At 68.2% G+C, this 20862-nt stretch carries 16 protein-coding genes and 8 pseudogenes; 14 read left to right on the plus strand and 10 right to left on the minus strand.

Annotation, left to right across the window (positions count from 1 at the left end):
* Positions 1–3 precede the first annotated feature (3 nt).
* Both AB0I18_RS31580 and AB0I18_RS31585 read left to right on the plus strand, forming a co-directional pair.
* Positions 4–1026: pseudogene (locus AB0I18_RS31580) on the plus strand (MFS transporter); the annotation flags it as partial.
* A gap of 22 nt (positions 1027–1048) precedes the next feature.
* Positions 1049–1264 carry a hypothetical protein gene (locus tag AB0I18_RS31585; protein WP_363109048.1) on the plus strand — a complete coding sequence of 72 codons (216 nt, stop codon included), beginning with the start codon at positions 1049–1051 and terminating at the stop codon, positions 1262–1264.
* 33 nt (positions 1265–1297) lie between these two features.
* On the opposite strand, the gene AB0I18_RS31590 is transcribed toward AB0I18_RS31585, so the two are convergent.
* A complete protein-coding gene (locus AB0I18_RS31590; RefSeq protein ID WP_363109049.1) occupies positions 1298–2224 on the minus strand; it encodes an AraC family transcriptional regulator in 927 nt (308 codons plus the stop codon).
* A gap of 101 nt (positions 2225–2325) precedes the next feature.
* Between AB0I18_RS31590 and AB0I18_RS31595 the strand changes: the two genes are divergently transcribed.
* From AB0I18_RS31595 to AB0I18_RS31605, 3 genes are all read left to right on the plus strand, one after another.
* Complete coding sequence (locus AB0I18_RS31595; RefSeq protein ID WP_363109050.1) at positions 2326–3324, plus strand: zinc-dependent alcohol dehydrogenase family protein; 999 nt, start codon at positions 2326–2328, stop codon at positions 3322–3324.
* A gap of 156 nt (positions 3325–3480) precedes the next feature.
* The gene (locus AB0I18_RS31600) at positions 3481–3828 is read left to right on the plus strand and encodes a hypothetical protein (RefSeq protein ID WP_363109051.1); all 348 of its coding nucleotides are present in this window, start codon (positions 3481–3483) and stop codon (positions 3826–3828) included.
* A 190-nt stretch (positions 3829–4018) separates the two neighbouring features.
* Positions 4019–4813, plus strand: a complete 795-nt coding sequence (locus tag AB0I18_RS31605; RefSeq protein ID WP_363109052.1) for a hypothetical protein — start codon at positions 4019–4021, stop codon at positions 4811–4813.
* A 481-nt stretch (positions 4814–5294) separates the two neighbouring features.
* On the opposite strand, the gene AB0I18_RS31610 is transcribed toward AB0I18_RS31605, so the two are convergent.
* From AB0I18_RS31610 to AB0I18_RS31625, 4 genes and pseudogenes are all read right to left on the minus strand, one after another.
* A complete protein-coding gene (locus AB0I18_RS31610) occupies positions 5295–5705 on the minus strand; it encodes an SUKH-3 domain-containing protein (RefSeq protein WP_363109053.1) in 411 nt (136 codons plus the stop codon).
* Positions 5706–5868: 163 nt separating this feature from the next.
* The gene (locus AB0I18_RS31615; RefSeq protein WP_363109054.1) at positions 5869–6363 is read right to left on the minus strand and encodes an NUDIX domain-containing protein; all 495 of its coding nucleotides are present in this window, start codon (positions 6361–6363) and stop codon (positions 5869–5871) included.
* Positions 6364–6578: 215 nt separating this feature from the next.
* The gene (locus AB0I18_RS31620) at positions 6579–7007 is read right to left on the minus strand and encodes a DUF1963 domain-containing protein (RefSeq protein WP_363109055.1); all 429 of its coding nucleotides are present in this window, start codon (positions 7005–7007) and stop codon (positions 6579–6581) included.
* Between the two features lie 95 nt (positions 7008–7102).
* Positions 7103–7330 (minus strand): annotated as a pseudogene (locus tag AB0I18_RS31625) (DUF1963 domain-containing protein); the annotation flags it as partial.
* On the opposite strand from AB0I18_RS31625, the gene AB0I18_RS31630 reads away from it, so the two are divergent.
* Both AB0I18_RS31630 and AB0I18_RS31635 read left to right on the plus strand, forming a co-directional pair.
* Entirely contained in the window at positions 7247–7462 is a 216-nt protein-coding gene (locus AB0I18_RS31630; protein WP_363109056.1) for a hypothetical protein, read from the plus strand. The pseudogene AB0I18_RS31625 and the gene AB0I18_RS31630 overlap by 84 nt on opposite strands.
* Before the next feature lie 83 nt (positions 7463–7545).
* Positions 7546–8883: pseudogene (locus AB0I18_RS31635) on the plus strand (IS1380 family transposase); the annotation flags it as partial.
* A 154-nt stretch (positions 8884–9037) separates the two neighbouring features.
* On the opposite strand, the gene AB0I18_RS31640 reads toward AB0I18_RS31635, so the two are convergent.
* Complete coding sequence (locus AB0I18_RS31640) at positions 9038–10201, minus strand: MFS transporter (protein ID WP_363109057.1); 1164 nt, start codon at positions 10199–10201, stop codon at positions 9038–9040.
* An 898-nt stretch (positions 10202–11099) separates the two neighbouring features.
* On the opposite strand from AB0I18_RS31640, the gene AB0I18_RS31645 reads away from it, so the two are divergent.
* Positions 11100–11807 carry an SDR family NAD(P)-dependent oxidoreductase gene (locus AB0I18_RS31645; protein WP_363109058.1) on the plus strand — a complete coding sequence of 236 codons (708 nt, stop codon included), beginning with the start codon at positions 11100–11102 and terminating at the stop codon, positions 11805–11807.
* Between the two features lie 353 nt (positions 11808–12160).
* Positions 12161–12574, plus strand: coding sequence for an SDR family oxidoreductase (locus AB0I18_RS31650; RefSeq protein WP_363109059.1), 414 nt, complete (start codon positions 12161–12163; stop codon positions 12572–12574).
* A gap of 15 nt (positions 12575–12589) precedes the next feature.
* On the opposite strand, the pseudogene AB0I18_RS31655 reads toward AB0I18_RS31650, so the two are convergent.
* The 3 genes and pseudogenes from AB0I18_RS31655 to AB0I18_RS31665 all read right to left on the minus strand — a co-directional run bounded on the left by AB0I18_RS31655 (position 12590) and on the right by AB0I18_RS31665 (position 15188).
* Positions 12590–13521 (minus strand): annotated as a pseudogene (locus tag AB0I18_RS31655) (IS5 family transposase).
* A 56-nt stretch (positions 13522–13577) separates the two neighbouring features.
* Positions 13578–14051 (minus strand): hypothetical protein, encoded by a 474-nt coding sequence (locus tag AB0I18_RS31660; protein WP_363109060.1) that lies wholly within the window; start codon positions 14049–14051, stop codon positions 13578–13580.
* A gap of 444 nt (positions 14052–14495) precedes the next feature.
* Positions 14496–15188, minus strand: coding sequence for a TetR/AcrR family transcriptional regulator (locus AB0I18_RS31665; RefSeq protein WP_363109061.1), 693 nt, complete (start codon positions 15186–15188; stop codon positions 14496–14498).
* 134 nt (positions 15189–15322) lie between these two features.
* Here AB0I18_RS31665 and AB0I18_RS31670 point away from each other — a divergent pair.
* From AB0I18_RS31670 to AB0I18_RS31685, 4 genes and pseudogenes are all read left to right on the plus strand, one after another.
* Positions 15323–16490 (plus strand): annotated as a pseudogene (locus AB0I18_RS31670) (integrase); the annotation flags it as partial.
* Positions 16487–17537, plus strand: a pseudogene (locus tag AB0I18_RS31675) (ATP-binding protein). The pseudogenes AB0I18_RS31670 and AB0I18_RS31675, both read left to right, overlap by 4 nt.
* Before the next feature lie 712 nt (positions 17538–18249).
* Entirely contained in the window at positions 18250–19083 is an 834-nt protein-coding gene (locus tag AB0I18_RS31680; RefSeq protein ID WP_363109062.1) for an alpha/beta fold hydrolase, read from the plus strand.
* Between the two features lie 9 nt (positions 19084–19092).
* Positions 19093–19974 (plus strand): helix-turn-helix domain-containing protein, encoded by an 882-nt coding sequence (locus AB0I18_RS31685; protein ID WP_363109063.1) that lies wholly within the window; start codon positions 19093–19095, stop codon positions 19972–19974.
* Positions 19975–20100: 126 nt separating this feature from the next.
* On the opposite strand, the pseudogene AB0I18_RS31690 reads toward AB0I18_RS31685, so the two are convergent.
* Positions 20101–20379, minus strand: a pseudogene (locus AB0I18_RS31690) (response regulator transcription factor); the annotation flags it as partial.
* Between the two features lies 1 nt (position 20380).
* Here AB0I18_RS31690 and AB0I18_RS31695 point away from each other — a divergent pair.
* Positions 20381–20668, plus strand: a pseudogene (locus tag AB0I18_RS31695) (IS200/IS605 family accessory protein TnpB-related protein); the annotation flags it as partial.
* Positions 20669–20862 lie beyond the last annotated feature (194 nt).

The following is a 20862-nucleotide window of genomic DNA, read 5'->3' on the forward strand; positions in this document are numbered from 1 at the left end:
GGGACCGACTCGCGTGCCCCCGGCTCGCGCCGCCTGGACTGGCCCGGTCAGATCACCGCCACAGTGACCATCACCACGCTGGTCTACGGAGTCATCGAGGGCGGCGCGAAGTCCTTCACCGAAGGCCCGGTGATCGGCGCTCTGGCGCTGGCGGCCGTGGGCACCGCCGCTTTCGTTGCTGTGGAGCGTCGCAGCGGCAGCCCCATGCTGGACCTGTCGCTGTTCCGCAGCCCGGCGTTCGCCGCCACGACGCTCGTCGCCATGATCAGCTTCTTGGGTCTGATCGGGGTCTTCTTCGCCCTCAGCCTGTACTTCGGCATGGTGCAGCAGCTCAGCACTCTTGAGGCAGCCGCCCGCATGGTCCTCGTCACCCTGGTGTCGATCCTCGTGTCGCAGCCCGCCGCCCGGCTGATGCTTCGCTGGTCCCCGCGCGTCCTGATCACCGGTGGACTGCTCGCGACGTCCGCCGCTCTGCTGACTCTGACCAGCATCGACGCGCACACCTCCTACGCCTCCTTGTCCTGGCGGCTGGTACTGCTGGGCCTCGGACTCGGCCCCGTCATCACCCCGATGACGGCCACCGCCGTCGCCTCCGTGCCGCACCACCTGGCCGGCATGGCGGCGGCCGGCAACAACGCCTTCCGCCAGGTCGGCGCCGCACTCGGCCCGGCCGTTCTCGGCACCGTACTCAGCACGAAGGCCGTGAACGCCTTGCCCGGCCACCTCACCGACGCCGGGCTTTCGGCGGCGACGGTACGGCGCATCGGCGCGGCGGCCGACGGGGGCGGCCTGAACGCGGTCGCCCGCATGGACCTCGGGTCGGATCAGGGACGCGCTCTCGGGGCCGTGTCCGAAGCCTTCCTCGACGGACTCCACCTCTGCCTGGTCATCGCCGCCGTGCTGACGCTGATCGCCGCCGTGGCCTGCGCGGTGCTGCTGCACGCCCCGCGCCGCGGGAGCACCCCGGTCGCCGGATCCGGCGCGAGCGAGCCCGGGCCGGCGGGAATCCCGGCCGGGAGCAGTTGACCCGCATCACGGACTGCGAAGAGTGTGCCGGCCAGGCAACCGGACGGCGGACCAGGAGAAGCAGCGCGCCTGGAGCGCCTTCAGCGGTGTCGGCGTGCTGCTGGAGGACGCCATGAGCGAGCCGGACCAGCTCTGGGGCCGTGGAAAGGAACACCACGACCGAGTAGTAAAGGTGGCTGAGGCCCGCCTCGTCCCGCAGTTGATGGTCGCGCTTTCCCCCGTACGGACAGCCATCTGAGCGTTCACACCGGATTCCACCCTGAAGCCGCCGTCAGACGCTGGTCAGTGCGGCTTTCCGGTATCGGCCGGGCGGTGTCCCGTATGCCCGGGTGAAGGCTCTGACGAAGGTGAATTCCGATGAGTAGCCGCATTGTTGGGCGATGGCGCGCAGTGGCGCTTCGGTGGTGGTGAGCAGCCGGCCGGCCAGGGTCATGCGCCACCAGGTCAGGTATGTCAGGGGCGGTTGGCCCACGGTCGTGCTGAATCGGCGTGCGAAGGCCGCCCGGGACAGGCCGGCCCCGGCGCCGAGTTCTTCCACCGTCCAGGGGTGGGCGGGGCGGTCGTGGATGGCGTGCACGGCGGAGGCGACGGCGGGATCGGCGAGTGCCGCGGCCCAGCCGGTGGCCGCTCCTTCGGCCTGGTCGTGCAGGCAGGCCCGCAGGATGTAGAGCAGCAGGGTGTCGAGCAGGGCAGGCACCACTGCGTCCGTGCCGGGACCGGGGTGCTCCAGTTCGCCGCCCAACAGGTCGACGGCCGCGCGTAGTTCGCGGTGTGCGCCGATGCGGGCCGGCAGATGCACGAGGCCGGGCAGCGCGGTCAGCAGCGGGTGTGCCCGGGTGCGGCTGAGCCGGTAGGCACCACACAGGACGACCGTGGTCGGGCCCGTGTTCCGGGGCAGTTCGCCCCGGATGATCCAGCTGCCGTCCGGTTCCTGGACGACGTCGGTCAGGGGCGTTGCCGGGTCGTCGGCGATGCCGTGCCCGCGTCCGTCCGGCCGGAAGACCACATCGCCCGGACCGAGCATGAAGGGCGCTGAGCCGTCGCCCGGCAAGAGCCAGCACGAGCCCTGCAGGATGATGTGGAAGCCCGCCCCGTCGGAGGCGGCGAAGCGCAGACCCCAGGGCGCGGACACGGCAGTGAGAAAGGACTCCGGGCGCCCGGCGCGCATGGCGGTGATCGCATCGCTGAGTACATCCACACACTGACTTTAGCCCTTACTCCGATCGACGAGACGATGGGCAAAGAATGGTGGACTTTGAGGCATGGTTCGGCTCGTTCCTGCCGCATAGCGTCGCTTCCATGACTTCTACGCAGACACGAGCTGTGCTCTTTCACGAACTCGGCGGACCCGACGTCCTCACGGTCGAGCAGGTGCGCCTGGACGGCCCTCGTCCCGGCGAGGTTCTCCTCCGTGTGGAGGCGTTGGGCCTGAACCGTGCCGAGGCCGACTTCCGTGCGGGTACCTACTTCTTCCCGCCGACCCTGCCGGGCTCGCGGCTCGGCTACGAGGCGGCAGGAGTCGTCGAAGCCGTTGGCGACGGCGTGACCGAGTTCGCCCACGGCGACCCGGTCATGACCGGCCCGCTGATCGAGATGAGCGCACAGGGTGTCTACGGCGACCACATCGTGCTCCCTGTGGCATCAGTGGTGGCGCGCCCGGACACGACCGACGCGGTGACCGCCGCGGCCACCTGGATGTCCTACTCCACTGCCTACGGCGGTCTGCTGGAGGCCGGCCGGCTCACCTCCGGCGACCACGTCCTGATCACCGCCGCCTCCGGAGGCGTGGGCACCGCGGCCATCCAGATCGCCGCCCGCGCCGGGGCCGTCCCCATCGCCGTCACCCGCACCGACGCCAAGCGAGAGGCACTGCTCGCCGCCGGCGCCGCGCACGTCATCACCACACAAAACGAGGACGTCACCAAGGAGGTCAAACAACTGACCGACGACAGGGGCGTCGAGCTGATCTTCGACCCGATCGGCGGTCCCGGCCTGCCCGCACTGGCCGAGGCTGCGGCGCCCGCGGGCACAATCGTCCTCTATGGAGCGATGAACGGCCCGGCCGTCATGCCCTTCACCTGGCCGCTCACTGTGCACGGCTACGCCCACGGGCACCTGACCGCCACCGAAGCGGGACGTCGGCGGGTCAACGCCTTCATCGACGCCGGTCTGCGCGACGGCACCATACGCCCGGTGATCGGCGAGGTGTTCCACGGACTGGACCGCATCGTGGACGCCCACCGTCTTCTCGAATCCGGCCAGTACACCGGCAAGATCGTCGTGACGGTCGAGCACTGATCAGCGTCGAGCACCGATCAGCCCATCCGCTGGAGATCGGTGCGCACCCTCGACTCATTGGCACAGAAAGCGACGACGGTCCGCGCCGACATGCCCACTACGGACCTCTCGTATCCTCTCCTCTCGTCAGAGCTACGCACCATGAAGGAACCATCCATGTCCACAGCCATCCACGTCATCGTTCGGTACACGATCAAGGACGGTCAGCACGATCGTTACGAGGCGTGGAAACAGGGGCAGACCGACGCCGCGTCCGAACCCGGATCCGGCGTACTCGCCTACGAGTTCTACCGCGACGAGACCGGGGTGTGCGTCCATCGCGACTCCTACGTGGACGAAGCGTCGGCGTTTGAATTCCTGAAGAACAAAGCGGCGATCGAGGAATGGCTGCAGATCGCCGACCCGATCGACACGCTGCTTCTCGGCGACGTGAGAGACGAGGCGCGCGCCGGTCTTCCTCGGACGACGACGGCGTACTCCACGGTCCAGGGGTTCACCCGCTGACAACCGTGCCGGTGGGATGAACTGCGGCTGGTCGGGGTGCGAGGAAATCGGCCGTCCGGGCCCCGGCCTGCCCCGGCACGCGGCTGCCCTTTGCCCGACGGCGTACACCGGCGCAAGTAACCTGTGGCCGTGTCCATGCCGGGCGGCATCGGCGACCAGGTCGCGAAAACTGAGCGATGTGGCCGGCTGAGTGGCCTCGGTCGCCTTGCGCGGCCTGAACCGCGGTCCCGGTGAGACGGGCAAGGCCCTGTTCAGCCGGGAGCCGGTGGTGCCCCAGCCGAACGTCACCGAGCACATGGGGTGCGCCTCCACCCGACTCCGAGGCCGGTCCGTGCCGACGTGCGTGCTGCACCTGCCGACCGGCGCCTTCAACAACGTGCCGGACGGCGCCGGGCTGGACTCCTTCTACGGCCCCAACGGCGGCACCGGCCTCTTCCACGACGTCGACGAAACCGATCGGGTCCACTGCCCGGCGGCCCGCACCTCCGAATCAAGCTGCCGGACCGGCAAGGTCACGATCCCGACCCTCATCAACCCGCGCAAGCTGGACGACGTCTTCCTCAACGACCAGTTCACCGACGTACCCGGGGACGCGACCACCACCGAGATCTCCGACCGTGTGCCGCTGCGCGGCTGGGCGTCCCTCCTGCCTGGCTCCGGCGGAGAGGGCGGCAGCTCCGGGCCAGGAGGACCGGCGAGCGCGCGGAGCATCCGCACGGACCCGACGGGCCTGCCCTGCCCTACGACGTTCCTGGCGCGCCGCCGCCAGTCCTGCATGGCAGGCATCACCGTTACGGAATGGGCCAGTTGCTGGACGCCGAGCATCGTCTCCCACAGCGGGTCCAGTCTCGTCGCGACGGTGACTCTTGCCAGATCCTCGGCGGTGAAGTGGACACGTAGCAACGCGTGTTCCCCCTGGCAGCGTCTCGTGTGTCGGTGGTGTGTGAGACTTCCAGAGACACCCGATAAGTTGTACGAAATTTAGGTACAAGCTGCAACTGGAGTACTGGCCTCGCACTTTCGCGAGTTGCCTCGTCCAGGCCGTAGACCAGGCCCTCGATGCGGTAAACGCGCCCACTCGAAGATCCGGTGCCTCAGCCTGTCCCTGGGTGAGCGGAAGCCCGACCTGGCTGATGGTCACCGACTCGATCCCCTCGACCGTGCGCGCCTGAAGGCCCACATCCGTCACGGTCAGGTCGAAGCGCCCGCCCCGGTTCAGGTGCAGCCGCATGTCCGCGGCGAACGACTCGCCTGGCCTTGGCGGGCCGCTCCGGAGCCCGGCTGGCGGACCGCTTGGGCATCACAACGAGCCGGAGTTCCCTGATCCGGCTGGTCCTGGCGATGCCAGTGCCGTCAGCCAGCACCCCCAGGGTCTTGGGCGTTGACGAGTTCGCGCTCCGTCGCGGGCAGATCCCGGCCGCGCGCTTTGCTCTCCTGCGTCGGCGGTTCTGCTTTGCGATTGATGATCAGTCAGCGAGACGTCGCGGCATGACCCCCAGGACCAGGTTCTCCATGGCCTTCGGCATTCGGCCGAAACTGCCCACCCACATTTCAACGAGGTAGATCTCGCTGGACTCGTCGATGCCGAGAAAGTGCCGCCCCTCGTCCAGTTCACCCAGCGGAAAGAGGTGGCGCCCGATGGTCTCGCCCCACCCGCTGAACCGGTCCTCCTCCCCCACCGCCAGCTCAGGGTCGAACTCGAACGGCGTCCGAGCACAGCTGATACCGGGCCCGTGCACGCTTACGTACAGCCCGCCGAACTCCGCGAGAAACACCTCGGCAGCCTCGTGCATGGGCAGCCCCACCTCTGCAAACTGCGCGCGCCAGTGCCCTGTGTCGACCTTCCGGCCCGGCGCCCAACCAGCCGCCTCCAGCACCTCGCAGACTTCTGGTGTCCAACTGCCCACAACGAACCACCCCCAGAGTTTGAGAGACGATCCTCTCAACCGGATCAAGATGCTGAAGCGGCAGATCTTCGGTCACGCGGGATGCCCGCTTCTGCGGAAGCGCGTACTCCTCGCCTCCTGACGTCTTCACTGTTCACAGACCGAGCGGCACCGGTCTGGCGGGGATGCCTGACGTGATCAATGCCGTCAATGGCGTGGCAAGGTCGCGGGGCGAGAACAGGTCGGAGCCGTCAAAGCCGGAGATGTCCTTTGCACACCACCACTCCAGACCATGGATGTTCTCCGCGGCCAGCTCGTCGTCTGACAGAGCACCGCGAGGTTCGAACCACGCTGTGCGCACGAGGAAGTAGTCGTTGACCACGCCGTCGTAACCCGCTGCGTGCCCCGGTGCCACTACTTCCTGATGCCACACATGTGGCGGGTCGGCCTCAAGAATCAGTCCTACCTCCTCACACAGCTCGCGACGCAGCGCGGCAAGCGGGGTTTCGTCCTGCTCGATCCCACCGCCGGGAGTCGCCCACACAACCGTCCCGGCAGGCTCCGGAATCTCGAATCGGCAGAGCAGGATGCGGTCATCTTCATCGAGAATGATCGCGCGAACTGAGTGGCGCAGGTTCACCGATGGCATGGGCACACGCTAGCCTCGCGCTTTCGCATGGGGTGACGTCTGGAGAGAACAATGACGCGAAGAGTGCCGCTGACCTGGGACAACAGGCTTGATTAGGGTCCTCTTCGCTGCCAGGAAGACTGCACCCCCGCAGGTGAAGAGGCGTGGTGGGTACTGCCCGCGGGCAAACGGTCCGCCGGAAGTGTCGACGAACCGTCACGTGCGGTCAAAACCGGCTAGCACTGCACGGTCAACCGGACCTGGCCGAAGCGGTGGGCTACGAGGTCCTCAGGGCGGATGAGCCAGTAAAGGGCGCCCACGTCGCCCCACTCCATCTTCGCGTCGCTGTCGCTGTCGAACTGGGCGAGCAGTACCCATCGTTCGGCTTCCTGGTCGTGGGACTGGTCGCCCCACGCGTGCATGCTGCCGAGCGCCCCGTTCGCGATCTCGTACTCCACCGGGCCCTGGATGGGTACGGCGTGGCCGCCGATCTGGTGGCCGACGCGGGTGCGCAGGCGGCCGAAGGCACGGAGGAACGGCTTGAGCTCGGCTGGGGTTTCACGGAGGTGGTGCGGCCAGTGCCGGCCGTCGCCGAGCAGTACTTGGCGGGTCTGTGGGAGCCACAGGTCGGGGGCGCTTTGCTCCATCTCGGCGGTGAGGTCCACGCGGGGGAACGGTTCCAGGTCCGGGGTACGAGTGTCGGGAAGACCGGGGTGCTCTCCGGGACGTACAGCACCTGGGCACCGACCCAGGTGTCGGGGTCATCAGCGGAAACAAAGGCGTCGGCGTCGGTCTGACCGTCGAAGTAGAAGAAGAGCAGGGTTCCGTCCTGTGGGAACTGCTCGGCAAGCCCCTCGCGTGGCAGCTCGTTGCACCGCACTGAAGCGATGAAGGACAGTGGCCCGTGCCCGGGCCACTCGGGCCAGTCGATCCCTTCCGGAAGCTGCGGGTTCCCACCAAGGGCGGCCACGGCCTGCTCGCCGTCCACGGCCCGACGAAGGCGGACGCACGGGCGCAGGAGCGCTGTCCAGCGCTGGGCGAAATCGCCGGGAAGGTGCTCGGCAGCAAGCCGGGAGTATCGCTCATCAATCATGAAGGCCACTATCCCCGGCACCACTGACACTGCGGACATCAGCCTCCTGACCTGGGGCGATGGGACTTTTCTGGGGTCTTTTTCGTCGTCAGGAAAGCGGCACTCCTCAAGTGAAGAAGAATACCGGGTCATACCCTTGTGCCCGTGGCGGTGGCCGCCGAGCGGTTTCGCAGGCCGGCGCCGTGCTGTTGGTGGAACCGGTCCGCAAGAGCGGGCTGGATACGACGCAATCGTCAGCCTTGGCGCCGTGGTGCAAGGTGCGGGCGGTGCACGATCCCGGCAAGGTGTTGCTCGACGTGGCGCTCACAGTGACGCTGGGCGGGGACTGCCTGTCCGATGTCGCCAGGCTGCGGGCTGAGCCGACGGCGTTCGGGCCGGTGGCATCCGACCCGACGGTCTCACGCCTGGTCGACACGCTCGCCACCAGCGGGGAGCATGCGCTGACCGCGATCCGCCGGGCCCGTGCCCAGGTCCGCGAACAGGTCTGGGCGTTGGCCGGGGAGGCTGCCCCTGACCAGAACGGTCAGGTGATCGGGGACCTGGACGGGGTGCTGGTGATCGCGCAATCGGACAAGTGGGACGCCACGGCGACCTGGAAGGGAACATTCGGCCACCATCCGATCGCGGGGTTTCGACCACGGGACGGCAGGATCCGGCGAGCCCGTCGCGGGCCTGCTCAGAGCGGGCAACGCGGGCAGCAACACCGCCGCCGACCACATCACCGCCACCCGACTGGCCCTGGCCCAGTTCCCCAAAAGATTCCGGCGCGGGCGCCGCACCCCGATCCGCACCGATTCCGGGGGCGGCACCCACCAGTTCGTCAACTGGCTCACCACCCGGGGCCGCTGGCTGTCGTGCTCGGTTCGGCATGACCATCACCGATGCCATCCACCAGGCTGTGCTGAAGGTCCCGGCATCGGCCTGGACGCCGACCGTCGAGCCCCGGCGACGGGATCCGCGACGGTGCCTGGGTCGCTGAACTCGCTGGGGACTGCCTGAGCGAGTAGCCGAAAGGGATGCGGCTGATCGTCCGCAAGGAACCGCCCCCACCCCGGCGCCCAGCTCCGCGTCACCGACGCCGACGGCATGTGCCCGACCTGACTCGCCGCCAACACCCCCGGCACCGCGATCGCCGGGCTCGAACTGTGCCACCGCCAGTGCACCCGCTGCGAGGACCGCATCCGGGACGCCCGCCCCACCGGCCTGCGCAACCTCCCCTTCCACGGTTTCGCACAGAACCAGATCTGGCTGGAGATCGCCCAGCTCGCCCTGGACCTGCTCGCCTGGATGCGATGCTCGCCCTGACCGGCAAGGCCTGCCGCTGGGAACCGAAGCGACTCCGCCTCCGCCTGTTCTCCGCCGCCGCACAAACTGTCACCACCGGCCGCCGCAGCTACCTACGCTTCGCGGAGCACTGGCCCTGGACCGATGTGGCTACGGCGGCGCTAACTGGGCTCTGGCACAGATCTTGGGGAGCTGTGACGAAGGGTCATCGCAGTGTTCGACCGTGCTTCAGGGGTTCCGCTCTCTCAGCTCAGCCTCTGTGGTGCCTTCGGCACGAATGGTCGTCGGCTGGATCTTCCTTGCGTCCGGACAACACGCTTACCGGAAGCCGCGGATGGCGTTCCCGACACTGTTCCGTTCGGCTATTGCGCTGACAGCGGTGATGAGCACAGTGATGGCGACACCACCGAGAATCGCGGCCGAAGGGCTCGCCAGGTTTAACGCCATGGCGGAGAAGGATGCGGCGAGGCTGTAGCCCAAGCCCCCGACGGCGTACATAACGGAGTACGCGGCGGCGTGAGCGCGCGCGGGCAGGCGTTCGCGGAGGCTGAGGTTGCGGGTGACCATCACACCGGACTGGAAGATGCCCGCCAGGAGAAGTCCAGCGGCGATGCCCGGCATGCCGGGCAAGACGGTGACCAGAACGAGGCACCCGGCCATGGCGGTCAGGAACACCAGACTCTGTGCCTGCACGGAGCCGGGCCAAGTCCGCAGTCCGTAGCAGACCGCACCAGCGGCACTGGCAAGCGCGAAGCCCGCGAGGAGCGGCGCCGACCATCCGACTGCGACCTGCCGCTCCTCCAAGAGCGCAGGCAGGACCAGTTCCGCGGTGGCCAACATGGCCATGGAGGCCGCGCTGGTGAGGTAGACGGGCCAGCCGGAGAACAAGGTTCGCGTCATTGAAGCGACGGCGCTGGTAGCGGATTCGAGTTCCGGGGGTTCTGGGAGCCGCAGGACCAGGATCGAAGCTGCGGCCGCGAGCAGGGCACCCAGCATCAGCGGGGCACCGGCGTGGACTTGGAGAGCCAGGAGGACGACCAGACCGGGTGCCGCGGCCCAGGTGATCTGAGTCAAGGTGGTCTCGGCGCTCAGTGCGCGGGGCACCGATTCGTCGGTCACCAGTCGGGTCAGGATGGCGCGGATGCCACCGGGGGAAGCAGCCGGTGCCGCGCCGGCCAGGAAGGCGAGGCCGATCAATACAGGGGCGGGGGCCGATCTGACGAATGGCAGGGCGCCGAAGGCAAGTGCCCCCGCCAGGAGACCGACCGACAGTTGCGGCTTCATCCGGCTGCGGCTCAAACGGGACCCGAGCAGTGGCGCGCCTACCACCTCTCCCACGACGTAGGCGGAGGCCAAGCTCGCACCGAGGCTGTAGCCGGCCGGGCTCTGCCGACTTGAGAACACCAGGGCCAGCGGCGCCATGGCTACCGGAGCCTTGCTGGTGAAGGCGACCAGAGCCCAAAGCAGCAGCTTACGAGACATCAGGTCTTTGTAAGGGGCCTTGGCTGCGGGCAACTGGATCAACCTTCCACGCAGACGGAGAGCGAGTGGATTTATACAACCTCAGTGGGACTCCTCTGGGTGGGACTCCTGTGGTGAGCGGCGTTCGGGACCTGCACCACGAGGAGGATGCAGCAGCGTCACTGAGGCAGGACCATCTTGCGGAGTAGTTCGAATCCGGCACGACCGTAGAACTGTCTCTTGATCTCTTTCACGCGCGTCACGGCGCCCTCGGTGCCTCCCTGCAGCGCAAGGTCAGTCCGGCGATCACGGCTTCCAGATCGAAGGTCAGCCCGCGGGCGAAGCCTGTGATCCCAGGCAGCTGTGAGTCGCGGGCGGTGTTGATCCAGTCCGGTAGTGCAGCACCAGCGCGCTGGACGAGCATCTGGGCGAGGTCCCGGACGAGTTGATGCGCCTGCTCCAGGCTCTGGGCAGACGGCCAGAACGGCTTTGAACTGCTGGATTTCGTCTTCGGCGAGAGTCTCTGGATGCCGGGTGATCCAGCCGACGACGGCGCGAACGGACGGCGCCGCGGCGGTCGGGACGGGTCCGTCCGGCCACTGCAGGCGGCGGGACCAGTCCCTCAGACTGCTGTAGGGCACCGGCCAGCCGCGGTCGGCAAGTCCGGCAAGCCGATGCCAGCAGCTCACGCCCGAGCCAAAGCCCCGTTCCGCGAGCAGCCTCTCCCGCAATGGCTGCGGGATCATCGCGATGGCGGGCGCCAGGACTCACACCACAGACAAGCAATCGGATGACCCTATCCAGTTCCGTGGTACGGTGATGACAGTGAACCGGAAAGGCCTATCCGCATCACCGATGCGGATAGATCTATCCAGATCTTGGGCCTTCCAGTGCCATCTCTTCCCGAAAGGATCTTGCTGTGACCAGCATCGCCATCGTCGGAGCCGGCCCCCAGATGGGCCTGGCCATCGCCCGCACCTTCGGCTCCCAGGGCTTCGACGTCGCCCTGATCTCCCGCGACCGCGACAAGCTCGACGGTCTCGTCGGCACGCTCGGCGCCGAGGGCATCACCGCCGCCGCGTTCCCCGCGGACGTCCTCGACCGCGACGGGCTCGCCCGGGCACTCAAGGACGCGTCCGCCAAGTTCGGCGGGATCGACGTCCTGGAGTACTCCCCGGTGGGAACGTTCGGCGTCACCATACTGACCGCTCCGGCCACCACCGAACCCTCGGACGTGGAGTTCGAGATGAACTTCCAGCTGTACGGCGCCATCGCCGCCACCCAGGCGGTACTGCCCGCGATGCGCGAGGCGGGCGCAGGCACCCTGCTCTACACCACCGGCGCCGGCTCGATCTGGCCCGACCCGCGGGTCGCCAACGTGAACGCCGCCGCCGCGGCGCTGCGCAACTGGGTGATGAGCCTGCACAAGGAACTGGCCGACGCCGGCACCGGCATCCAGGCCGCCCACGTCGGCATCGACTCGTCCATCGGCGTCTCCGTCATCCCCGGAGTGGAGACGGCCCGGCCCGAGCAGATCAGCCCCCTCTACTGGGAGCTGCACACCACCAAGCGAGATGAGGCAGAGCTCGTCTTCAAGCTCGACGACGACGGCTTCCCCCGCGGCTGACAGACACCGAGCCGTACCCGTCCCCTCATCGACCCCTGATCACGCCGCGGTGTTCCGGTCCGCGGCGCGATCAGGGAGGAAGGTTCCGTTCCGCTGGACGTTGCCGGCGGCCCCCGTTCGCGGTCTGCGGCGTCATGACGGCCATCAAGTCCGGTAAGCGGCTCATGCCTTGACACCCTCGGCCTGCTGATGCGCCCCTCGCCCCCCGATCCCCCACTTTTTCGAGGAGCAGGCCCTCATGACCACGACCACCGACCCGTCCTACGTCGACCCGGCACTCTTGGTGAACAACGCCGGCGAGACGTCGACCGGGGCTGCGCCGAAGGAGGGTCTCCGCCGAGGCGTTCGACAAGATGTTCGCGGTCAACGCCAAGGCCCCCTTCCTCATCGCCCAGCGCGCCCTCGAACTGATCCCCGACGGCGGACGCGTCATCAATATCTCCTCCGGCCTGACCCACGTCGCCAACCCCTCGCAGACCGTCTACTCGGTGACCAAGGGCGGGATCGAACAACTCACGCTGGACTGCGCACGGCACCTCGCCTCCCGGGGGATCAATGTCAACACCGTGATCCCCGACGTCACCGACAACGGGCACGCAATTTTCAAGATCCCCGAGGTCCGGGAGCAGATGTCCCAGCTGTCGGCGTTCAAACGCCTCGGCGAGCCGGATGAGGTCGCCGACGCGATCGTCTTCCTCGCCACCGACGAAGCGCGCTCGATCACCGGCGCGGCCCTCGATGCCAGCGGCGGCAGCCTCCTCGGCTAGGACTTGTCCGGCCGATCATGTTCGGAGCCAGATAACGAGGGCTGCGGCGGTGGCGGTGCCGAGGTAGACGTAGCGGCGTTTGTCGTAGCGGGTGGCCACTGCCCGGTGCTGCTTGAGCCGGTTGATGGCCCGTTCGACGGTGTTGCGTTTCTTGTACCGCTCTTCGTCGAAGCTGGGTGGCCGGCCGCCGCGTGAGCCTTTCCGCAGGCGAGCGGTCTGGCTGTCGATCTTCTCCGGGATCGTGTGCCGGATGCCCCGACGCCGCAGATAGTCGCGGTAAGGCCCGTTGCTGTAGGCCTTGTCGGCGGCGATGCTGTCGGGGTTCTTGCGAGGCCTGCCGGGTCCGAGCTTGGGGACACGGATCTTCTCTAGGACCGGTTTGAACTGGGTGCAGTCCGCCCGCTGACCTGGAGTGACGACCAAGGAGAGCGGGCGGCAGCGGCCGTCGGCGCTCAGGTGGAGCTTGGTGGTGAACCCGCCGCGCGAGCGGCCCAGGCCCTCACCTCCCGCACCACCTCCACAAGGCGAGCGTGCAGGCTCTGCCACGCAGTTTCGCCCTGGTGTTCTGGAACTTCGTCCCCCTTTGAGGGAAGGGCCGGCGGCGGGTCAGTCCGGGCGCCGGCCGCGTGCTGATGAGCCCGCACGATGGTGGAGTCGACCGAGATCTCCCAGTCGATTTCACCCGCCGCGTCGGCGGCGGCTTGGACTTGCTGGAGTAGACGCTCCCACGTCCCGTCGGCCGACCACAGTCGGTGTCGTTCGTAGACGGTCTTCCACGGCCCGAACCGTTCGGGCAGGTCACGCCACTGAACGCCGGTCCGAACCCGGTGCAAAATCCCGTCGATCACCTGCCGGTGGTCCCGCCACCGGCCACAACGCCTGTTACTGACCGGCAGGAACGGCCGCAGCCTTTCCCACTCGGCATCACTCAGATCACCCCGCCCCATGGCGGGAAGAACGCCCCAGACACACATCGGTCACAAGATCACACGAACGCTGATCCCTAGTCCGTGACGAAGGGCGCGTATCCGACCGGGGCCTCGCTCACCTGAAGGTCGGAGAAGAGCAAGCTCAAGTTGTGCGCGTTGGTCTCAATGCGTACCTCATGGAAGTCGATCCCGACGGCCGTCGACCAGCGGCGAGTCGCCTCCGACTCGGGGAGAAGCTTGGCTCCCGGGTACAGGCAGTGCCACTTCACGCCCCAGACGTAACCGTCGAGGTCGACACCGGTTTCGTGGTCGATGAGCCGGTCGTCCAAAGAGATACGCCAGGTCTCCACGGGCACTGACGTCTCACATCGGGCCTCGACGCAGTACCGGAACAGATACCGCAGGTACGACGGCGTGACGCCGGTGCGGGGATCAGCCGTCGCATAGACGATGACCTCGTAGTCACGCATGTAGTTGGTGTATCCGTGATGCACGACAGCGTGATCGAAGGTCTCGTCCAGCATCTGTTCAAGTACGGCGGTATCCATGCCGCCCTTCTACCTCACCCGACGAGACGTTCGACAATGAGATTCACGGGTGTCATACGCCGTTGCCTCAAAGATCGACCGGACAAGTCGTAGTACTCGAGTTGGACCTCGCTGTTGGCATTGGTTCAGACCCGGGAGCCGCCGGGCCTTCGAGGTACACCGCGCGCAGGCCTACGCCGACTTCCAGAAGATCATTGAACGCGCCCCGGGTACCGGACATCGGCAGGCAGGCTTCGCGCCCCCAGACCTGGCGCTCCTGCCCACAGCCAATGCCAGGGTGGTCGCCGCGACCTCGGACGCCGCGCCCGACAGCATGGCTTTGTTACGGAGCCGGTCGGCGAGCGGATCGGGCAGGAGCGTGGACGCGGGTCAAGGACGCAGTTCAGGGCGCGGTCGGTCGCGCGAGCGGGCGGGGCGGCCCAGCTCGGCCCACTCTCGGCGAGGTCAGCTGCTCTTGCCCGGCGGCGGTGCAGCGGTGCCCTGACCGGCGCGGACCATGGCCTTGTAAAGGGGCTCGTGCCCGGGCGAGGCGGGCAGGGGGCCGCGCGCCGGGGCCTCAAGGGACTGGACGAACAGGGCGACAACGCGCCGCCAGGCATCCGGGGCGGCATCGCCGGTGACATTGACGACACCGGCGTTCGCCATGTGGATCAGTACCAGGTCCGAGGGGTCGAAGTCCTCGCGCAGGCGGCCGGTGTCCTTGGCGCGGTCGATGAGGCGCAGCATTGCCTGGTACGCCTCGTTGCGGCGTTGCTCCAGGACCTTGGCGGTAGGGAAGGACATGGTCAGGACGTCGGCGAAGCCGCTGTCCGCGGCCTGCATCGCACAGGCGGTCTCGATGTAGCCGACGAAGCCGTTCCAGGGGTCGGGGTCGTCCAGGGCGACGGTGACCGCGTCGGCGTAGGCGCCCATGCGGTCGGAGAAGACGGCGTCGACCAGTTCCTCCTTGGTGGGGAAGCGACGGAACATGGTGGCGATGCCCACGCCCGCCTCGCGGGCCACGGAGGCCATGGAGGCGCTCAGGCCGTCGCGCGCGAACACCGTGCGTGCGGCGGCGACGATCCGCTCCCGATTGCGCTCGGCGTCACTGCGCAGCGGCTGAGCGGGACCGTCGGAGTGCTGGGCGTCAGGGGTCATACCAACCAGTCTAGCAATCGGATTGACCTATCCACTTTTGCTACGCCGGCCACGGCGGACCGGAGGGCGCTGCCCGAATCCGGAAACGGATAGAAGACTCCAGTCTTCGGGCGGCCACTCACAAGGAGTCCGGGTCGATCGCTGCGGCGGTGTTGCGGCCGACGACGAAGGCGGCCGACGCCTCCGCCCTCCTGGCCCGCAGCATCACACCAGAGACGATGCGGCCAGGCTGGCCAGAGGCCCTGCGGATGTCCCGGTCGGCGCTGCCGCACCGGCGGATGCCGGCCCTGGACGAACGACTGGAGCACGCGGCGGCGAGGCCGGTGATCATTCCGGAGGCGATCGTCTGCGACCAGGGCAAAGTCTTCATCTCCCACAGCTTCCGTGCCTCCTGCCGCTTCTTGAGCGTCACGCTGCAGCCGACGCACAAGGCGTCGCCCTTCGAGAAGGGCGTGATCGAGAAGACCCTGAGTTCGGTGGCGACGCTGTTCGCGCAGTTTGTCGCGGGTTACACCGGCCGGCCGGTGGACCGTCGCGGCCGGCACTTGGAGGACGGGCCGTTGTGGTCTCTGCCCGAGTTGCAGGAACTGCTGGATGAGTGGATTGTCGCTGCCTGGCAGACCCGGCCGCATGACGCTCTCCGAGATCCGGACGCGCCGAAGCGGGCCTTCTCGCCGAATGAGAAGTACGCGATGTTGCTGGAGTCGTGCGGCTACGTTCCGGCCCCGTTGAGCGGTGAGGACTACGTCGAGTTGCTGCCGGAACGGTGGCATGCGATCAACGCTTACGGCATTCGGATCAACCGCCGCACTTGCGACAGCCCGGAGTTGAACCCGCTGCGCCGTCAGCGCTCCGGTGTCACGGAGAAGAAGGGCTTGTGGGAGATCCACCACGACCCCTACGACGTCTCCCGGATCTGGGTACGTGACCGCCGCGACGAGAGGGACCGGTGGATCACCGTGTTCTGGAAGCACCTGCACCGTGTCGGCGTCCCGTTCGGCGAAATGGCCTGGGACCACGCCCGTCAACAGGTCCCGAAGAATGGGAGCGCGGCACAGATCGCGGATGTGGCCGCCGCCCTGCTCAAACGCGCCCACGACGGCCCCCTGCATGAGAAGGATCCTCCGGCCAAACGGTGTCGGCGGGATCGCCGCCCGCACCCGGGCGACCCTCCCAGGGCGGGAGATCCCCGATCCGCCAGCCGAGAGCGAACCGATGGATGAGAACACGGACACCTCGTTGGCCGAGGTCATTCCGCTGGACCTGTTCGGCCCGCTGGCCGTCCCCTGGAGGCGTTCGTGACCATCTCCAAGCCGCCGACGCGGCGAACTGTATCGCGGGAGGCTGACGCCGAGGCCAGTCGGCAGCTGAACACCCTGGCCGGGTGGCGGAGGTTCATCGACGGGCCACCCGCACCCCCGGCTTTGTCGTCCCGGAGCGCTTGGCAGCGGATGTCGTCGCCCGAGCGGGGCAGCTACGACGAGGACCGCCTTGACCCTCACGCCTGCATGCTCACGGTCGCCACCTCGTCGTCGAGAATACGGCGATCTGTGGTCGCAGGCTGGTCCTGCTCAACCGCCACGCGATCAGCGCCCGCCGTGGGCTGATCGTTTCCGGCCCTGCCGGAACCGGCAAGACCATCGCCATCACCCAGTTGGGACGCTCCCACGAACTCCTTGACCGGGCCCGGCACACACGTCACGGACCGCATTCCGGTCGTCTACGTCACCGTCCCGCCCGCCGCGACTGCCCGCATGATCGCGACCGAGTTCGCCCGCTTCCTGGGCCTGCCGGTGCGGGCCCCGCTCGAACATGACAGACATCATCGAGGCCGTAGTCGGTGTCTGCACCGACACTCGCACCGGGCTGGTGCTGGTCGACGAACTCCACAACATCTCACTCACCAGCCGCCACGGCGCCGAAGTCGCCGACACTCTCAAGTACTTCTCCGAGCGCCTGGCCGCCACGTGCGTCTATGCCGGCATCGACATCGCCGAATCCGGCCTGCTGTCCGGGACACGGGGCGCCCAGATCGCCGGCCGCTTCCCCCTGATCCCCTCTCGCCCCTTCCCCTGCAACAGCGAACGGAAGGGGCTGGTCGCCGACATGGAGGACACCCTGCGGCTGCACGACCACCGCCCTGGCACTCTCACGGGCCTGGACCGCTTCCTGCACGACCACGCGGGCGGCATGATCGGATCCCTCTCCCACGCCATCCGCGGAGCCGCGGTCGACGCCATCCTCACCGGCACCGAGAAGATCACCAAGAAGAGCCTCCAGAGCATCCCGCTCGACCACACCGCCCACACCACGGCGTCGCTGGCCACGAAGACCGCTACCTACCGATGAACAGCGAACCACCGCCCCGATTTGCGCCCCTGCCGGTCCGACTCCGCCCCTGCCTCGGAGAGTCCGCCCACTCCTACATCCGGCGCCTGGCTCGCGCCGACCATCTCAAGCCCAGTTTCCTGCATTGCTATCTCTGCGGCCCGCCGCAGTGGTTCGGCAAGCCGCTCCTCGAAAACCTCGCCACGGTCGCAGGCCACTCGCCCGAAGCACTCGATACGTGCCCTCGCTGACGCCAACGCCCTGGGCGGCACGAACAGACCGCGCCGACGCCTCCCCAGGAAGAATTCCATCACCGGACACCAGGGCTTGGCCCACCGCGTCGCCCAAGAAGCCCTCAAAGGCGCACATATCCGCACGCTCACAAAGCGCTACAACCTCCGCTCCTGGGACGTCCGCTTCGCCCTGGAGACCCCACGGCTGACCACCGCAGAGACGGGTCCCCTGACTGACCCCTGTCACAGGCGAACTCGCCGACCTGGTCGAGAACATGATCGATAGGAATCTCAACGGGAGGCAGATCTGGACAGAACTCATAGACCACCACGACTGCTTGGTCACATACGACAGCATCCGCCACTACATCCGATATACACGATCCCGACAGCGCCAGCACGAGCCGAATCGTTGACATCCAGATGCGGGGCCCGCCCGCCGCGGGCCATTGGCGACATTCGTACAAGACCGGCAGCCGCCGCCCCCGCACCATCGCTCCATGAACGCCCACGACGCACAGCACGCGCAGCCGATGCATGTGGACCGTGACGGACCGCGGGACGCGCCGCCACTGCTGCTCATCCACGGATCTGGAGCCTCGAGCGCCTCCTGGGGGCCGGTGGTCCCGGCCCTCGCCGCCCGTCATCACGTCGTCCGGATAGACCTCCCGGGCTGCGGCCAGTCCCCGCGCGCCACGTCCTACGACGTTCCGGCGCAGGCGGGCCGCGTGGCGGCGCTGCTCGACGAACTCGGGCTGCGCGCCGTCACCGTGGCCGGCCACTCCAGCGGCGGATACGTCGCCACCGCGCTGGCGGAGCAGCGCCCCGACCTGGTGGGTTCGCTGGCGATGATCAGCACCGGCCCGCACCTCAACGCGCTCCTGCCGCAGCCGGCCATCCTCCGCGTGATGCTGGCACCACCCTTCGGGCCGCTGCTGTGGTGGCGGCGTTCGGATGCGATGATCCGCAAAGGCATCGGCGCCACGCTCGCCGGGCCTGCCCCCATTCCGCCCGGCATGGTCGCCGACGTGCGGAGCACCACGTACCGCGCGTTCCGCAAGGTGCTGCGCGAGAACACCGCGTACCTCGCCGAGCAGTCCGTGCCCGAGCGGCTCGCCGCCCTCGGGCTCCCGGTGCTCGTGGTCTTCGGCGCCGCCGATCCCCGGTGGGATCCGGCGTCGGCGCGCCAGTACGACGTCGTGCCGGGCGTGCGGGTCGAGATGCTGCCGGGCGTTGGGCACATGCCCATGCTGGAAGCGCCCGAGCCGGTGGGCCGACTGCTGCTGGACTTCGCGACCCTGTGCGCCGGAACCCCGCCGGCAGGCCCGGCCTAGACTGGCGCCGTGTTGTCGCAGGGCGTGCCACCCGCGTGGTCGGGCGTTGACATCGCAGTACCGGAGCCTTCGGACCGGCTGCCGGGCATCAGCATGGCCGGATTCCGCCACCGTGTCCCCGCGCCCGTCGACATCGCGATGGTCGCGCATCCGTCCGTCACCTTGCTCATCGATCTGAGCGACGATGACGGCCTGGTCTACGACACGCAGGGGCGGCACGGACGCGGCAGTGTCGTGATCGGCCTGGCCCCCGGGGAGCTGCGGGCGTCCGGCCTGGTGGGCGAGTGCCTGCAGATCCGGCTGCAGCCGGGTGTGGCGGCCGCAGTGCTCGGCTCGTCGGCCGGGGGCAGCGGGAGCGTGGAGTCCTTGGCGGACGTCTGGGGCCGCGACGCCGGGCGCTTCGAGGAGCGGCTGCGTACAGCCGGATCGTGGGACGAGCGGTTCGCGATGGCGGCGGACGCCGTCCGCCGGCGGATCGGGGACGGCCTGCGGGTCGATCCGGAGGTCGTCCACATCTGGAGGCGGACGGTCGCCAGCAGGGGCCGGATGCGTATCGACGGCCTGGCGGACGAGGTCGGCTGGAGCCGCAAGCGTCTGTGGGCGCGTTGCCGGGCGCAGCTCGGCGTCACCCCCAAGCGGGCCGCCCAGCTGGTGCGGTTCGACCATGCGGCCCATCTGCTCGCGGCGGGTGTCCCTCCCGCCTGTGTCGCGGCCGAGAGCGGTTACGTCGACCAGTCCCATCTGCACCGCGAAGTGAAGGCGTTTACGGGGCTCACGCCGACTGCCGTCGCCGCCGCGCCGTGGCTGGCGATCGACGACGTCGCGTGGCCGGCCTCCTGGCGGGCGGGGAGGCCCGTGGCAGGTGGCGCACGCGGTTCCGGCCAGCGCTGAACCGCCCAGCCGCGGCCCTCACTTCGCTCCCGACCGACAACTGGTCCTTTGACACCCAACCTAGTCGCCCCAGGTCAGGGCATCGCACCGGACTAACTTGGCTGCCAAAGGACACCGCGGCTCGGATCAGGTCGGTCGTACGAGGCCGGTGTCGTAGGCGAAGATCACCGCCTGGACGCGGTCACGGGCGTCGATCCTGGGGAGGATGCGACTGATGTGAGACTTGACGGTGGATTCGGCGAGGTGGAGACGTTCGGCGATCTCCGCGTTGGTCCAGCCGGTCGCGATGGCGGTGAGGACTTCTAGTTCGCGCTGAGTGAGGTCGGCGAGCCGGCGCTGCTGTTGTGGGCTGTTGCCGGGGAAGCGATCGCCGAAGGTGTCGATGAGCTTGCGGGTCAGGCCCGGTCACGATGCGGCGAGCATCGCGATCGGGCGACGCACCCTCGGGCATCCGATCCGGTGACTGACGACACCGCCCCCGCAGCACCGGAGCGATGCTGTGGGGCATCGGATCGTCCAGGCCCGACCGGAGACCTGCGAGCGTGAGGGACCCCGCCCCCACGTTCCCGGACCACGGACGCGACCCGTGTCACCGGACGCGGAGCGAAAGCGGGCAACCAGGACATCAAACACCGTTCGGGATGTCCGCAGTGACCAGGTACGGGTCCAAGACTCACTCCTGCTCACTGACTAGGAACGGCACAGCAGAAGCTTCCAGACGGCCGGGCCTGGCGTGATGAGTGCTCATTGGAACCTCGTGGCTCGTTGATGACCGTCGGGCACGACCGGTGGCGGGTGAGCCGCCACCGGTCGCTTTGCGCGTCCTACGCAGTGCTTGGGCCGACGTCGCTCGCGCTGAGCGGGGTTCGCGTGACAGCGGACGACGAC

Source organism: Streptomyces sp. NPDC050704, assembly GCF_040654355.1.
Lineage (GTDB): Bacteria > Actinomycetota > Actinomycetes > Streptomycetales > Streptomycetaceae > Streptomyces.

Excerpts from the sequence above, each read along its gene's own strand:
- AB0I18_RS31595 (WP_363109050.1), top strand. The coding sequence starts at position 2,326 with ATGACTTCTACGCAGACACGAGCTGTGCTCTTTCACGAACTCGGCGGA.
- AB0I18_RS31600 (WP_363109051.1), top strand. The coding sequence starts at position 3,481 with ATGTCCACAGCCATCCACGTCATCGTTCGGTACACGATCAAGGACGGT.
- AB0I18_RS31615 (WP_363109054.1), bottom strand. The coding sequence starts at position 6,363 with ATGCCATCGGTGAACCTGCGCCACTCAGTTCGCGCGATCATTCTCGAT.
- AB0I18_RS31640 (WP_363109057.1), bottom strand. The coding sequence starts at position 10,201 with ATGTCTCGTAAGCTGCTGCTTTGGGCTCTGGTCGCCTTCACCAGCAAG.
- AB0I18_RS31650 (WP_363109059.1), top strand. The coding sequence starts at position 12,161 with ATGTTCGCGGTCAACGCCAAGGCCCCCTTCCTCATCGCCCAGCGCGCC.
- AB0I18_RS31660 (WP_363109060.1), bottom strand. The coding sequence starts at position 14,051 with ATGGATACCGCCGTACTTGAACAGATGCTGGACGAGACCTTCGATCAC.
- AB0I18_RS31665 (WP_363109061.1), bottom strand. The coding sequence starts at position 15,188 with ATGACCCCTGACGCCCAGCACTCCGACGGTCCCGCTCAGCCGCTGCGC.
- AB0I18_RS31680 (WP_363109062.1), top strand. The coding sequence starts at position 18,250 with ATGAACGCCCACGACGCACAGCACGCGCAGCCGATGCATGTGGACCGT.